The following is a 13,296-nucleotide window of genomic DNA, read 5'->3' on the forward strand; positions in this document are numbered from 1 at the left end:
ACCAATGGACGACACTGCAAAATATCTCATTCACGCTTCCATCTCCGCCGACGGAGTCGTCGAACGGAGCGACGTCGTCGGGGCCGTCTTCGGCCAGACCGAGGGCCTCCTCGGCGACGAACTCGACCTCCGCGACCTCCAACAGTCCTCCAAGGTCGGTCGGATAGACGTACAGATAGACTCGGAAAACGGCCACTCGTTCGGCCAGATGACCATCGCCAGCAGCCTCGACAAGGTCGAGACGGCCATCCTCGCGGCCTCGCTGGAGACGCTGACCCGCGTCGGTCCCTGTCAGGCCGTCATCGAGGTCACGAACATCGAGGACGTGCGCGAGGCCAAGCGACGGATGGTCGTCGAGCGCGCCAAGGAGCTCCTCTCGGAGTCGTTCGACGACACCGTGATGAGCTCGACCGAAATCCTCGAAGCGGTCAAAGAGAGCGTCCGCGTCGAGGACATCACCGAGTACAAGGGCCTCCCGGCCGGCCCCCGCGTCGCCGACTCGGACGCCATCATCGTCGTCGAGGGTCGCGCCGACGTGCTCACGCTCCTCCGCTACGGCATCAAAAACGCCGTCGCCGTCGAGGGGACGAACGTCCCCGACGCGGTCGCGGGACTGACCCAAGAGCGGACCGTCACGGCGTTCCTCGACGGCGACCGCGGCGGCGAACTCATCCTGCGCGAACTCTCGCAGGTCGGCGACGTGGACTACGTCGCCTTCGCGCCCGACGGCCGGTCGGTCGAGGACCTCGACCGCGCGTCGGTCGTCCGCGCGCTCAGGAACAAGGTCCCGCTCTCGTCGCTTCCGGAGGACGGCGACGGTGACTTCCGGGCCGCCGTCGCCGCCGCCAACGGGTCGGGAGACGTTCCGACGGACCCTCGCACGGAGTCGCCGACGACTGACGCGTCGTCGACTCCACCCGCGGACGGCCACGCGAACGGACCCGCCGACGCGGTCAGCGAGGCACCCGCCGAGGCCGGCACCGGCGGTACCGTCACGGTCGGAAAGCCCACCGAAACCGCGAGCACCGACGCCGACGCCGACGCAAACGGCGGAGTGCTCACCGAGTCCGAGGTCGAAGCCGTCGCCGAGGCGGTCGAATCGACCGACCAGCGGCCCTCGCTCGCCGACCACGTGCGCGAGGTCATCGCCGACGAGAGCGGCATGGCCCGGCTCCTGGACGACGACCTCGGCATCGACGACGAGGTCGCGGTCGAGAAGGTGTACGACGCCGTCGAGTACGCCGACCCCGCCCCGGCGCTCGTCGTCGTCGACGGCGAGGCGAGCCAGAAACTCGTCGACATCGCGGCCCAGCGCGGCGTCGGACACGTCGTGGCGCGCTCGGCCGGCGAGTACGTCAAAAAGCCCGTCAGCGTCCGCGTCAGAACCGCGGACCAGCTCCTCGACTGAGGACGGAACGCGGCCCGATACCGGCCGAGACGCCGGCCGAGACGCCGACGGTCAATCGAGGACGAGCCGTAGCCCGTCGTCGCCGTCGAACGCGTCCGGAACGCGGGCGTCCCGGCGGAATCCGAGCGCCTCGTAACAGGCACGCGCGCCGTCGTTCTCCGGATGGACCAGCAACGTGAGCGGCGCGTCTGACGCCGGACGGGAGTCTTGGTACGCTTCGACGAGCGCGGTGGCGCGCCTCTCCCGGCGGTGGTCGGGAGAAACCGCGAGTTCGGCCAGGTGCGCGCCGACGGCGAGCAGGTAGCCGACCGGCCGGTCGTCGGCGTCGACGGCGACGAGAAGCGTCCCGACGGCGGGCCACGCGTCCAAGAGGTCGGGCGAGGGGTGCGAGACGAGTCGTTGGAGCGATTCGACGGCCGGCACGTCGGTGTCTCGGGCGGGGCGAACGCCCGTCACGACCGCGTCACCCCCGTCACAGCGGAATCCAGACGAGGACCGCGCCCAGCGCGCCGGCGAACGTGGCGAGGAAGTTGACCGCCTGGTTTCCGAGGCCGGCTCCCTCGACCGTCGCACCGAGCAGACTGTCGACCGTCATTCCGACGAGCCCGCCGGCGAGAACGGCGATGGCGGCCGTCTGCGCCGGCAGGGGAAGCACCAGCACGCTCACGCCGGCCACGAAGGCCGCGCCCAGCGCGCCGGCGACTTCGCCTTGCCACGTGACCGCGCCGTCGGTCCCGGCGGGAACGGGCTTGAGCGAGGTGATGAGCCGCGGCTGGTCGAACAGCCCGCCGATTTCGCTGGAGAGCGTGTCGCTCATCGCGGCGGCGGCCGACCCGGCGAACGCGAGGACGAGCAGGTCGCTGACGAACGGGTAGCCGAGCGTTTGCGCCGCGGCGTAGCCGACGACGGCGACGAGCGAGACGCCCGAGTTGCCGAGGACGTTGCCGGTGCCGCGAGCGCCGTCGTTGTCCTCGGCGACGCCGCGTTCGGCCTTGCTGTCGTACCGGAACTTAGTGGCGAGCGCACCGACGCCGAAGAAGGAGACGAGCACGAGCGCCCAGCCGAAACCGCCGAAGACGACCGCGAAGAGGAGCAGGAGGACGCCGGTAATCATGCCAGCGACGGAGGCCGTCCCGAGGGCGTAGGCCGCGTAGCCGAGCGCGACCGTGAGGGCGAGCGCCACGCCGGTCTGCGTCGGCGACACCGGCCCCGCGAGCACCTCGACGCCCCAGAGGACGAGGCCGATAGAGAGCATGACGAGCGGGTCGTCGCGCTCGTAGAGGGCCGTCCGGAGCACCGCGCCGACGAGGCCGCCGACGGCCGCGAGCAGGGTGAATCGGGCGAGCAGCATCGCATCGCCGGTCAGCGACGCGATTGCCGCCTGTCCCGCGGTGCCGGCGAGGACCGCGGCCGCGACGAAGCCCGCCGCGCGAAGCGACTCGTCGGACGTTCTCGAATCCACCAGTCGCGCGCCGAGGTTGCCGTAGGCGAGTGTCAACACCGCGGCGGCGAACACCGAAAGCGGCATCGTGACGCGCGGGACCGTCGCCAAGAGGGCGAGGCCGGTCGCGGCCAGTGCGAACCCGGCGAGCCCGTTGAGCCGGCCGTCCTGCCGGTCGCCGGGCCGCGCGAACAGCTCGAAGAGGGGGCCGTCGTCGACGACGAAGGCCGCCAGGAGCGCGACTGCGGCGAAGGGCGCGAACGCGGCCGCGCCGAGACTCGGGGCCGCGAGGGCCAACGTCCCGACGACCGCGAATCCGCCCGCTCGCCGTACCGTGGAAGTCACACCATTCGGTATCCCCGACGCGCACTTAACCCTCCCGACATCACCGACGACCGCACCACCGCGAGTCCGCGGTCGATGCCAACCTCCCGGGGCGAGCGGACCGACGCCGAACCCGAAGGGTTAGGAGAATCGCCGCGAGAACGACTCCCGTGGGACTGTACGACTCCTACCTCGCCCTCCGATTCCGCCTCGACGACGCCGACGCCCCCGAGCACGTGGCGCTCGTCATCACCGAGCGCGACCTGCTGGAACAGGGCGCGTACGAGACGCTCGAAGCGTTCGTCGGCTGGGCGTTCGAGTTCGGAAGCGACCGCGTCACCATCTCCGTGAGCGTCCTCGACGAGGCGGTCGTCCCGACGCTCGCCCGCGAGCTCCGCGACCTCGACGTTCCCCAGCGAGTGGAGGTCCGCGAACCCGGCGACACCGAGCGCGCCGACGCCCCCGTGCAGGTCAGCATCGGCCTCGGCGGGAAACGAGAGTTCGCATCGGTGGTCCAGTCGCTGGCCGAGGAGGTCGACGAGGGCGCGCTCGACCCCGACGACATCGACGCCGCGGACATCGAACAGCGCCTCGTGTTCCCCGACGAGCCGGACTTCGTGGTCAAGACGGGCGCTGAGCGCCTGTCGGACTTCATGATTTGGCAGTCCGTGTACGCGGAACTCTACTTCACCGACGTGAACTGGCGGGACTTCAGGAAGCGCGATTACCTGCGGGCGTTGCGGGACTACCAGGACCGTCAGCGGAGATTCGGCCGGTAGGGCGAATCCCGTGGCGGCGTTGCCGACACGGTGGTTTGGCCGATGAGCGTCAACGAATCGGCCAAACGCTGTCGTGCTCGAAGAGTGCGACAGAAGTTCGGCCGGTAGGGCGAATCCCGCCGGTCCGCTTTCTCGGAGAGCGAACGCCGTTAGTCCCACGACCGGCGCCCGGTAGTTCGTTCCCGAGAGATTCGCTGTGCGCCTCGAATCAACAGCGCGACGCCGAACCAGAACCCGAGCGTGTAGGCGACGACCGTACCGACGTACAGCGTGAGTTCGGTCGTGAACCGGAGGTTGACGATTTCCGCGCCAGTGATGAGGAAGACGCCCCCGAATAGTATCGGCGTCGGGGACCGCTCTTTCGTGCTCCAGAACTTGGTCGACATGCCGATGACGGTCACGATGACCGTGACGACCGTCCAGTAGAGGCGAACCGACTCGCCAACGCCGAGTTCGATGGGACCCCATACGACCGCCGCGACGAGGGCCCACCCGGAAAGTACGACCAGGAAGAACGCGAGGAGTCCACCGAAGAGCTTCCGTCTGAACGACCCGCCAGACGGGGCTGAACGCCGCAGAACCAGGTCGACGAGCTTCTTGTATATACTAATCGCCGCCAGCCCCTCAAGGAAGCCCGTCAGCAGGACGACGACGACGGCAATCGGAGCGAAGACAGAGATCGAACGCGTTCCCCAAACCGTGACGCCGACACCGATACCTAACAGTATCACACCGAGGACGTCCTGTCCGGTTTCGACGCTCAACTCGTCGTCGGCGTCGACGAACGGGAGACCCCACGTCACGAACGTCGAACCGACAGCCAGCAGCGCTATCGACAGCCACTCGGGGACGTACTCGAAGAGGAACGATATCTGCATCATGTCTTCCCCAGATACCGGTCGGCGAACGCGACCGTGAAGAGGTAGAACGCGAGGCCCATGAACAAAAGCGGGAACGCCACCGTCGACTCCCGCAACGAGTAGCCGAACGCGAAGTCGCTCGTCACGTCGATTCGGTCGACGTACCAGACGAGGACGCCGGGATAGACCAGCGTAGTGAACATCCACAGGCCGAGAAAGTCGTCCACGTCGTCGCTCAGAATGAGAAACATTCCCGTATAGCTGAAGAAGGTTCCGAGCAGGACGAGTGGCGGGTACACATCGAGCGTCTTCGCGACCCCGTCGGGGAGTGAGGGTGCGGCGACGAGGAGCAAATCCATCGCTTGCCACCAAGAAGACTACCGATAGTAAAGTTTGATACCTCAACATGTTTTGATACCCGTGAGAACTGCCGCTCTCGCGGCGTTACTACGGTCCACAAGCGCAGTCGAGGAGCACGTTCCCGACTCTCAGTTGCCGAACAGATGCCCTCCAACTCACCCAACAGAACAGACCTCCTCCCGCCGCCACCGCCGGCCAGCGAGTGGCTCGAAGACGGGCACGTCCTCCTCGCGCTCTCGCTGTTACTCGTTCTCTGGCTCAATCAGCCCGCCCCGCCGGACTGGCCGTGGGCGCTCGTCGGCGTCGCCGTCGTCCCGCCGTGGCTGTTCCTCGAATCGCGCTACGAGGGCTGGCGCTCGTGGGTTCCGACCGTCGCCTACGGCGGGGCAGTGCTGCTGTTAGGGCCTCGGTACGAAGCCGAGTTCGTCGCCGTCGTGCTCGGACAGAGCGCCGCGTTTCTGGGATGGTTCTGCTGGCGGACGTACCGGCGGCGGGTTCGCCCGGCGAGGTGACGCACCCTCGTCTCTCAAGCCGCCGTTTGTGCTTACAGAAGACATATTGTTAGACCGCTGAACGTTCCGACATGAACCGCCGCGAGATGCTGGCGTTGTCGGGGGCGCTCGCCGCCGCGACGATTGCCGGCTGTACGGGCGACGGTCAGTCGTCCGCGGAGACCGAGACCGCAAGCGAGACGACGGACACCGCGACCGCGACGACAGACACGCCGACGGAGGGGCCGAGCGACGAACCGCCGACCGGCGAACCGAGCGTGGACGACGAGCGGCTCGCCGCGCTCGCGGCCGGCAACGCCGAGTTCGCCCTCGACCTGCACAGACAGGTCGCGTCCGAACAGGGCGGCAACCAGTTCCTCTCGCCGTACAGCATCTCCGTCGCGCTGGCGATGACCTACGCGGGCGCTCGCGGGGCGACCCGCGAACAGATGGAAGCGACGCTCCACTACACGCTCGGGGAGGACGTTCACCCGGCGTTCGCGGACCTACGGGCGGCGCTCGAAGAGCGGGAGACGACTCGGAACCCGGTCGACGGCGGCGAAGCCGACGCCTTCCGACTGGCCGTGGCGAACGCGCTGTGGGGCCGCGAGGGGTACGCGTTCTCGGCGGACTACCTCGACCGACTCGACTCGAACTACGGGGCCGGACTCCGACGGGCCGACTTCGCCGGCGACCCGGACGGCGAGCGGGAGCGAATCAACGAGTGGGTCGCCGACCGGACGGAGGGCCGAATCGAGAACCTGCTTCCCGCAGGCTCCGTCACGTCCGACACGGCGCTCGTCCTCACCAACGCTATCTACTTCATGGCGCAGTGGGCGCGCACGTTCGACCCCGAGGACACCGAAGACGGGACGTTCACCGCGCTGGACGGGGGCGAATCGACCGTGCCGCTCATGCGGCAGGAACTCAAGGCGAACTACGCCGACCTCCCGAGCGCGCAGGCCGTCGAACTCCCGTACCTCGGTCGGGAGGTGTCGATGGTGCTACTGCTTCCCGACGAAGGCGAATTCGAGTCGTACGAGCGGAATCTGAACGCGAGTCGACTGTTCGGCGTCTTCGAGGAGATGCGAGAGCGAATCGGTGACGTCGTGCTCCCGCGGTTCGAGTTCGAGACGGAGGTCCAACTCTCCGAGGCGCTGTCGAATCTCGGGATGCCCGCTGCGTTCGGCTCGGATGCCGACTTCGGTGGAATGGCCGAGGGCGACGGGGCGACCCTCGCCATCGACGAGGTGTTCCACAAATCGTTCGTCTCCGTGGACGAGGAGGGGACGGAGGCCGCGGCGGCGACGGGCGTGGTTGTCGAAAGTTCATTGCCGCCGAGCTGGGGCGAACTCCGGTTCGACCGGCCGTTCCTGTTCTGCATCCGCGACCGGCCGACGGACGCGATTCTGTTCTACGGTCGCGTCGTCGACGCCGGGGCTGCGCAGGGCGGCGAATAACCGCAAAACAGCAGGAGTCGTCCTCAGTCGGCCGTCTCGTCGGTCCGCTTCGCCAACTCGGCGGACACCTCGTCGGCCCCCGACGAGGGGAGTTGCTCGCGGAGGCGACCGGCGACGGTGCGGGCGTCCTCTAACTCCACTTCCGCGACCGCCCGGACGAGCGTGACGGCGCGCTCGGTCCGGGTGCGCTGCCACGACTGCTCTCTGGACTCGTAGGTTCGGATGCCGCGCAGGAAGTCGACTTTCGAGAACTCAGGCCAGTAGGGCGCACAGAAGTAGACGGCGGCCTCGTTGCCGTTCGCGTGCCACGGCAGGAAGTTCGAGGTGCGCTCGTCGCCGCCGGGACGGATGATGAGGTCCACGTCGCGGACGGGCTTTCTGGACAGGCGGCGGTCGACCGCCGGCACGTCCACCTCGTCGGGCGAGAGGTCGCCGCGGTCGACCGCGCGACAGACGTCGCGGGCGGCCCCGAGGAGTTCGGCTCGGCCGCCGTACGCGAGGGCGATGTTGAGCGTGAACCCGTCGTAGTCGGCGGTCCGAGTCTCCGCGTACTCGACGGCGTCGCGGACGCGACCGGGGAGCATCTCGACCTCGCCGATGGCGCGCACGGCGACCTCGCGCTCGTGGACGCGGTCGGCGTCGGCGAACTCGTAGAGCTTGTCCTCGATGAGGTCGAAGAGCGGCTGGCGCTCGTGTTCCGGGCGGTCGAAGTTCTCGGTCGAGAACGTGTAGAGCGTCAGTTCCTCGATTCCGAGTTCCTCGCACCACGTCAGCACGTCCTCGGTCGTCTGCGCGCCCGCTCTGTGGCCGTCGGGGGCGTCGTCGCCGTTCTTCCGGGCGTACCGGCGGTTGCCGTCCTGGATGATGGCGACGTGGGTCGGCCCGTCGTCTATCTCCCGGTCGAGCACCCGCTCGTAGGCGCGCCGAAAGCCGCGTTGGACCCACCCGAACATGTACCGTCGGTTGCATTCCGAGGCTATGTGTCTTGTGGGTTACACCGTCGCACGGTGTCCCGAGGTCGGGAGGTCGCCACAGAATGACGGGTCGTCACGACGGGCGACGAATCGCCATCCGTTTGTACCTCCCCGAGAAGACTCGGATATGAGCGAGACCATCGACGAGGACCTCTACCAGCGGACCCTCGCGCTGCTCGAACCCGGCGATATCGAACTCGTCGGGGCCATCGTCCACACCGACCTCACCAGCCGCGAGGACCTGGAGATGCAGGAGCTGACCGTCGAAATCAACGAGATAATCGCCGAGCACGCGGGGAAGGGCGACGCGTGGATTTACGCCGGCAACGACGACACCGACTTCTCGTCCAACCAGTTCCAGGGGCTCTCCGTCGAGGACGACGAGTTCGTCTGGGAGTGCCAACAGCTCGTCCGCGACGGGACGTTCGACCTCGTGTTCTACTACGAGGCCATCGCCGACCACGACGCCATCGTCGAGGGCCTCGAAGCGCTCGACGACGTCGACCGCGTCACGCCGGTCCCCTGAGCGCGGCGGCGACCCGACGACGAGACGCCTCTTTTACTTCGTGAGCGAGGGCGCTCGCTCCGCCCGCGTCGGCCGTTCACCGGCGGCTCGCCGGGCGTTCGCTTCGGTTCATCGCAGTGAGAACAAGCGAGGCGTTTATCCGCCTCGCATCCCGAGTGACGCGCATGATACAGGCGGACGCGGACCTCTCTCGTCTCGACCGCGCCATCGTCAACGCCTTCCAAGGCGGCTTCCCCGTCGTCGAACGTCCCTTCGAGCCCGCGGCGGCCGCGCTGCGCGAGCGCGGCGTGGACGTGACGGCGACCGACCTCTGCGAGCGGGTGCGGACGCTCGACGAGGAAGGCGTCCTCTCGCGGTTCGGCGCGCTCGTCAACGCCGAGGAAATCGGCGGCACGGCGACGCTCGTCGCCATGCACGCGCCGCCGGAGCGGTTCGACGAGGTGGCCGAGCAGGTGAACGCCCACCGCGAGGTCGCGCACAACTACGAGCGCGAGCACCCCCACCTCAACATGTGGTTCGTCGTCTCGGTCGCCGAGGCGTCGCGGGTGGACGAGGTGCTCGGCGACATCGAGGACGAGACGGGCCAAGCGACGTACAACATGCCCAAGCGCCACGAGTTCCACGTGGGCGCGAAGTTCCTCCTCGACGGCCCCGTCTCAGACGGCGACCTCGACCTCTCGCACCTCGGTCCCGACGTGGAGCCGACGGACGCGCGCACCCTGACGCCCGACGAGCGCGACCTCGTCATGGAGATTCAGGGCGGCCTGCCGATTACCGAGACGCCCTACGCCGACGTGGCCGAGGCCGTCGGGCAGGAGCCGTCGTGGGTGGTCGAGACGATCAAGCGGTTCAATCTCGAGGGGAAGGTCCGCCGCGTCGGCGTCATCCCGAACCACTACGCGCTCGGCTACTCGGAAAACGGGATGACCGTCTGGAACGTCCCCGACGACCTCGTGGCGGAGGTCGGCCCCGAAATCGCCTCGCTGGACTTCGTCACCCACTGTTACCGCCGGCCGCGACACGAGGGCGTCTGGCCGTACAACTTCTTCGCGATGACCCACGGCCGCTCCGAGGCGGAGAGCGAGGCCCGCATCGAACAGGTGCGCGAGGTCATGAGCGACTACTGGGACGTGGGCGACGACGACTGGGACACCCTGTTCTCGACGCGCATCCTGAAGAAGACGGGAATCAGGCTGGACGAACGAGCCGAGGCGAACACGGAGTGAGATGATTCCGCTTGTCCACGACCTCTCCGACGAGACGGTCGTCGTCTTCGGCGGGGGACCCGTCGGCGCGCGGAAGGCCCGTCGGTTCGCCCGCGAGGCGCGGACCGTCGTCGTCAGTCCCGAGTTCGCCGACCGCGACTTCGGCGACGCGGAGCGCGTTCGGGCGGCCCCCGCGCCCGACGAGGTTCCCGACTGGGTCGAGCGGTTCGCCCCGGCGCTCGTCGTCGCGGCGACCAACGACGACGCGGTGAACGACGCCGTCGTCGCGGCGGCCCGAGACGCCGGCGCACTGGTCAATCGAGCCGACCGGAGCGGCGAGCGCGACGCGGGGAGCGTGGTCGTCCCGGCGACCGTCGAGGACGGCGACGTGTCGGTCGCCATCACGACCGGCGGCGCGAGCCCCGCCCTCTCGAAGCACCTCCGAGAGCGCGTCGAAGCCGAGTTGGAGGGAGCGGGCGAGATGGCCGCGCTGACCGCGGAACTCCGCGCGGAACTCAAGGCGTCCGACCGGTCGCCGGCCGAGCGCCGTGATGCGATTCGAGCGGTCGTGCGAGACCCGTCGGTTTGGAAGGCTTTACGTACCGGCGATGCAAACCCCCGCCAAGAGGCAGCGCGCGTGATACGAGACACACAGCGAGGTGATTCATGAGAGATTCGGGCGTCATCTCCGGTGTGAGCGTCGCCCACGACCGGGCCAGCGTTCGCGAGATAGAAGCCGCTTCGAGCGACGACGTTCAGACGGTCGTCGAGCGACTCCTCGCCCGCGACGGCGTCTCAGAGGCCTTTTCGCTTCAGACGTGTAACCGCGCCGAGGCGTACGTCGTCACGGACGACGCGACCGACGGCCGCCGCGCGCTCGACGACTTCGCTCCCGACGTCCGAGACGGGAGCGTCCGCTACATGGACCACGAAGAGACCCTGCGCCACCTCATGCGGGTGGCGTCGGGGCTCGAATCCCTCGTCCTCGGCGAGGACCAGATTCTCGGACAGGTCAAAGCCGGTATCGAGGCCGCCCGCGAGCAGGACGCCATCGGCCCGATGCTGGAAGACGCGCTCATGAAGGCCGTCCACGTCGGCGAACGCGCCCGCGAGGAGACGGCCATCAACGAGGGTGCCGTCTCGCTCGGGAGCGCCGCCGTCAGGCTCGCCCGGGCCGAACTCGACGCCCCCATCGGCGAGGTCGACGCCCTCGTCGTCGGGGCCGGCGAGATGGGGACGCTCGCGACGAAGGCGCTCGCGTCGGTCGACGTGGGCGACCTCGTCGTCGCGAACCGGACGGTCGCGAACGCCCGCCACCTCGCCCGCGAGGTCCCGGGCGTCTCGAAGGCCGCCGGACTGGGCGACCTCCGCGGTCGCCTCCGCGACGCCGACCTCGTCATCACGGCCACGAGCAGCCCCGAGTACGTCGTCACGCCGGCGGAGCTGGCGGACGGCTCCGAGACGATGCTCATCGACATCGCCCAGCCGCGGGACGTCGACCCCGCCGCCGCCGACCTCGACGGCGTTCGCGTCCGCGACATCGACGATTTGGAGACGGTGACCGACCGGACCGCGGAGCGCCGCGAGCGCGCCGCCCGCGAGGTCGAGGCGATGATAGACGACGAGTTCGACCGCCTGCTCGCCGCCTACAAGCGGAAACGCGCCGACGAGGCCATCAGTTCGATGTACGAGGCCGCAGAGCACGTCAAGCGCCGCGAGGTGTCGACGGCGCTGTCGAAGCTCGAAGCGCAGGGCGACCTCACCGACGAGCAGCGCGAGACGGTCGAGTCGCTCGCGGACGCGCTCATCGGCCAAATCCTCGCCGCGCCGACCAAGAGCCTCCGCGACGCCGCCGGCGACGACGACTGGACGACCATCCAGACGGCCATGCGGCTGTTCGACCCCGGCTTCGACGACCTCGGAGGGTCAGACCCCTCCGAGCCGTCCGGGCCGTCCATCGAGTTCTCCGGCGAGCCGCCGGAGGACCTCGACCGCGAGGCGCTCGAAGGCGAGGTGCCCCGGCGCGTCCTCGAACAGCTCTCGGACGACTGACGGGCCGCCGACGCGGCCGACCGGCGAACTTTCTTATCCGAACGCGGAGCCACTCCGCGACGATGTCACCGCCCAGACCGTCAGCGACGGGCTTCGTGCGCCGTTCCCGTACCGACGCCGCCACCCGAGAAGCCGCCGGCCGCGCGCCCACGGCGCTCGGCCACCGCCTCGTGAACCGCCTCCGAGCGCGAGCGCGTCGCCGCCTCGTCGATGCGACCCCGAAACGGCGGATTCGCGACCTCGACGGTGTCGCTCGGGCGACCGTCGTCGGGACAGTCGCGGGAATCGCGGGCGACGGGCCGGCCGTGGAGCGGTGGGTTGACCGCGAGAACACAGACGGCGACCGGCGAGGCGGGGGCGGGCGCACGGTCGTCGGCCGCGCGACGCGCCCGTTCGTCCTCCGGGACGCCACCGGCGAGATTCGGGTCCGCGTCCCGCCGGACGGGCACGTGGTGTTCGGCGGCGACGGCGAGTGCGGCGTCGTCGCCCGCGGCGACGAGGTCGCGGTCACGGGGCGCGTCGCTCGCGACCGCGGCGGGCGGCGGCTCCTGACCGGGCCGCGGTTCGTCGTCCGCGCGGACGCGACCTGACAATCCGGCAGAATCCTTATCGGGATGCCACCCGACGGGTTCGGCATGGCAGAGCTGCTCTCGGACGACGAAATCGACGCACAGCTCGGGTCGGACTGGGAACGCGACGGCGACGAAATCGTCCGCGTCTACGAGTTCGACGACTACCTCGACGGCGTGGCGTTCGCCGCCAGCGTGGGCGAGGTCGCAGAAGAGGAGTTCCACCACCCCGAGATAATGATTCGGTACCAAGAGGTCGAAGTCCGCCTCACGAGCCACGAGGAGGGCGGCATCACCGACAAGGACCTCCGGCTCGCCGACCTGTTCGACGACGAGCTGTGAGCGACGAGGGGACCGCGACGCTCACCTACGTCTTCCGGGTCCGCTTCCGCCTCGATTCGGCCGGGGGCGTCGAGACCGACCCGCGGGAGTTCGAGACCACGGTCCGCGTCACGCCCCCGCCGCCCGGCGAGGAGGGCTGGCTGCTGTTCCGCGACGCGCTCTGGCGGGGAGCGGTGAACGACGAGCGCCACGCCCGCGACCTCGCGTCGTCGTGGCTCGACGTGCCCGTCGTCTCGTGTTCGTTCTCCGAATTCCGGGCCGACGAGGCGTCGCTGGACGCGTTCCGCGAGGCCGTCGCCGCGGACCTCGGCGCGTTCAACGCCGAGTCGGTCCGCGAGGTGCTCCACAAGTACTTCGGGAGCGCGATTCGCGTCGAATCCGACGATTCGTGACGCGGGGCAAGACATTTATCCACGCCTGACGTACTCTGTTGTCCGAATGGTCGCCGATGACTACGATTTCTGGCTGTTCGACCTCGATGGGACCTGTCTCTTATACACATCTC

General features: G+C 68.9%; 16 protein-coding genes. 11 read left to right on the forward strand and 5 right to left on the reverse strand.

The window, feature by feature from the left end:
• Positions 1–4: 4 nt before the first annotated feature.
• Positions 5–1,408 (forward strand): DNA primase DnaG, encoded by a 1,404-nt coding sequence (dnaG, locus tag C454_RS10720; protein WP_004975464.1) that lies wholly within the window; start codon positions 5–7, stop codon positions 1,406–1,408.
• A 51-nt stretch (positions 1,409–1,459) separates the two neighbouring features.
• On the opposite strand, the gene C454_RS10725 is transcribed toward dnaG, so the two are convergent.
• Together C454_RS10725 and C454_RS10730 are read right to left on the reverse strand one after the other, a co-directional pair.
• Positions 1,460–1,864, reverse strand: a complete 405-nt coding sequence (locus C454_RS10725; RefSeq protein WP_004975465.1) for a GNAT family N-acetyltransferase — start codon at positions 1,862–1,864, stop codon at positions 1,460–1,462.
• Between the two features lie 16 nt (positions 1,865–1,880).
• Positions 1,881–3,194, reverse strand: a complete 1,314-nt coding sequence (locus C454_RS10730; protein WP_049905092.1) for a DUF92 domain-containing protein — start codon at positions 3,192–3,194, stop codon at positions 1,881–1,883.
• A 149-nt stretch (positions 3,195–3,343) separates the two neighbouring features.
• Between C454_RS10730 and C454_RS10735 the strand changes: the two genes are divergently transcribed.
• Entirely contained in the window at positions 3,344–3,952 is a 609-nt protein-coding gene (locus C454_RS10735) for an undecaprenyl diphosphate synthase family protein (protein WP_004975468.1), read from the forward strand.
• Between the two features lie 149 nt (positions 3,953–4,101).
• Here the strand turns inward: C454_RS10735 and C454_RS10740 are convergent, their stop codons facing one another.
• Together C454_RS10740 and C454_RS10745 are read right to left on the reverse strand one after the other, a co-directional pair.
• Entirely contained in the window at positions 4,102–4,833 is a 732-nt protein-coding gene (locus C454_RS10740; protein WP_231608285.1) for a hypothetical protein, read from the reverse strand.
• Complete coding sequence (locus C454_RS10745) at positions 4,830–5,171, reverse strand: hypothetical protein (protein ID WP_004975472.1); 342 nt, start codon at positions 5,169–5,171, stop codon at positions 4,830–4,832. Before C454_RS10745 ends, C454_RS10740 begins: the two co-directional genes overlap by 4 nt.
• A gap of 144 nt (positions 5,172–5,315) precedes the next feature.
• Here C454_RS10745 and C454_RS10750 point away from each other — a divergent pair, with 144 nt between their 5' ends.
• Both C454_RS10750 and C454_RS10755 read left to right on the forward strand, forming a co-directional pair.
• Positions 5,316–5,684, forward strand: a complete 369-nt coding sequence (locus tag C454_RS10750; protein ID WP_004975474.1) for a hypothetical protein — start codon at positions 5,316–5,318, stop codon at positions 5,682–5,684.
• Positions 5,685–5,755: 71 nt separating this feature from the next.
• On the forward strand, positions 5,756–7,123 hold the full coding sequence (locus tag C454_RS10755) for a serpin family protein (RefSeq protein ID WP_004975476.1): 1,368 nt from the start codon (positions 5,756–5,758) through the stop codon (positions 7,121–7,123).
• 23 nt (positions 7,124–7,146) lie between these two features.
• On the opposite strand, the gene uppS is transcribed toward C454_RS10755, so the two are convergent.
• Positions 7,147–8,076 carry a polyprenyl diphosphate synthase gene (uppS, locus tag C454_RS10760; RefSeq protein WP_004975477.1) on the reverse strand — a complete coding sequence of 310 codons (930 nt, stop codon included), beginning with the start codon at positions 8,074–8,076 and terminating at the stop codon, positions 7,147–7,149.
• A 148-nt stretch (positions 8,077–8,224) separates the two neighbouring features.
• Between uppS and C454_RS10765 the strand changes: the two genes are divergently transcribed.
• From C454_RS10765 to lwrS, 7 genes are all read left to right on the forward strand, one after another.
• Positions 8,225–8,623 (forward strand): DUF5778 family protein, encoded by a 399-nt coding sequence (locus tag C454_RS10765; RefSeq protein WP_004975483.1) that lies wholly within the window; start codon positions 8,225–8,227, stop codon positions 8,621–8,623.
• Between the two features lie 164 nt (positions 8,624–8,787).
• Entirely contained in the window at positions 8,788–9,849 is a 1,062-nt protein-coding gene (gene ahbB / locus C454_RS10770; protein ID WP_004975485.1) for a siroheme decarboxylase subunit beta, read from the forward strand.
• Position 9,850: 1 nt separating this feature from the next.
• On the forward strand, positions 9,851–10,498 hold the full coding sequence (locus C454_RS10775) for a precorrin-2 dehydrogenase/sirohydrochlorin ferrochelatase family protein (RefSeq protein WP_004975488.1): 648 nt from the start codon (positions 9,851–9,853) through the stop codon (positions 10,496–10,498).
• Positions 10,495–11,880 (forward strand): glutamyl-tRNA reductase, encoded by a 1,386-nt coding sequence (gene hemA / locus C454_RS10780; protein ID WP_004975490.1) that lies wholly within the window; start codon positions 10,495–10,497, stop codon positions 11,878–11,880. The genes C454_RS10775 and hemA overlap by 4 nt, the downstream gene beginning before the upstream one ends.
• Before the next feature lie 62 nt (positions 11,881–11,942).
• Positions 11,943–12,470 carry an OB-fold nucleic acid binding domain-containing protein gene (locus C454_RS10785; RefSeq protein ID WP_231608284.1) on the forward strand — a complete coding sequence of 176 codons (528 nt, stop codon included), beginning with the start codon at positions 11,943–11,945 and terminating at the stop codon, positions 12,468–12,470.
• Between the two features lie 45 nt (positions 12,471–12,515).
• Positions 12,516–12,791, forward strand: coding sequence for a 4a-hydroxytetrahydrobiopterin dehydratase (locus C454_RS10790; protein ID WP_004975495.1), 276 nt, complete (start codon positions 12,516–12,518; stop codon positions 12,789–12,791).
• Complete coding sequence (gene lwrS, locus C454_RS10795) at positions 12,788–13,183, forward strand: LWR-salt protein (RefSeq protein ID WP_004975497.1); 396 nt, start codon at positions 12,788–12,790, stop codon at positions 13,181–13,183. The genes C454_RS10790 and lwrS overlap by 4 nt, the downstream gene beginning before the upstream one ends.
• The last annotated feature ends 113 nt before the right edge of the window (positions 13,184–13,296 follow it).

This window comes from Haloferax gibbonsii ATCC 33959 (assembly GCF_000336775.1).
Taxonomy (GTDB): Archaea; Halobacteriota; Halobacteria; order Halobacteriales; family Haloferacaceae; genus Haloferax; species Haloferax gibbonsii.

Excerpts from the sequence above, each read along its gene's own strand:
- uppS (WP_004975477.1), bottom strand. The coding sequence starts at position 8,076 with ATGTTCGGGTGGGTCCAACGCGGCTTTCGGCGCGCCTACGAGCGGGTG.
- ahbB (WP_004975485.1), top strand. The coding sequence starts at position 8,788 with ATGATACAGGCGGACGCGGACCTCTCTCGTCTCGACCGCGCCATCGTC.
- C454_RS10755 (WP_004975476.1), top strand. The coding sequence starts at position 5,756 with ATGAACCGCCGCGAGATGCTGGCGTTGTCGGGGGCGCTCGCCGCCGCG.
- C454_RS10750 (WP_004975474.1), top strand. The coding sequence starts at position 5,316 with ATGCCCTCCAACTCACCCAACAGAACAGACCTCCTCCCGCCGCCACCG.
- C454_RS10775 (WP_004975488.1), top strand. The coding sequence starts at position 9,851 with ATGATTCCGCTTGTCCACGACCTCTCCGACGAGACGGTCGTCGTCTTC.
- C454_RS10790 (WP_004975495.1), top strand. The coding sequence starts at position 12,516 with ATGGCAGAGCTGCTCTCGGACGACGAAATCGACGCACAGCTCGGGTCG.
- hemA (WP_004975490.1), top strand. The coding sequence starts at position 10,495 with ATGAGAGATTCGGGCGTCATCTCCGGTGTGAGCGTCGCCCACGACCGG.
- C454_RS10785 (WP_231608284.1), top strand. The coding sequence starts at position 11,943 with ATGTCACCGCCCAGACCGTCAGCGACGGGCTTCGTGCGCCGTTCCCGT.
- C454_RS10745 (WP_004975472.1), bottom strand. The coding sequence starts at position 5,171 with ATGGATTTGCTCCTCGTCGCCGCACCCTCACTCCCCGACGGGGTCGCG.
- C454_RS10765 (WP_004975483.1), top strand. The coding sequence starts at position 8,225 with ATGAGCGAGACCATCGACGAGGACCTCTACCAGCGGACCCTCGCGCTG.
- dnaG (WP_004975464.1), top strand. The coding sequence starts at position 5 with ATGGACGACACTGCAAAATATCTCATTCACGCTTCCATCTCCGCCGAC.
- C454_RS10740 (WP_231608285.1), bottom strand. The coding sequence starts at position 4,833 with ATGATGCAGATATCGTTCCTCTTCGAGTACGTCCCCGAGTGGCTGTCG.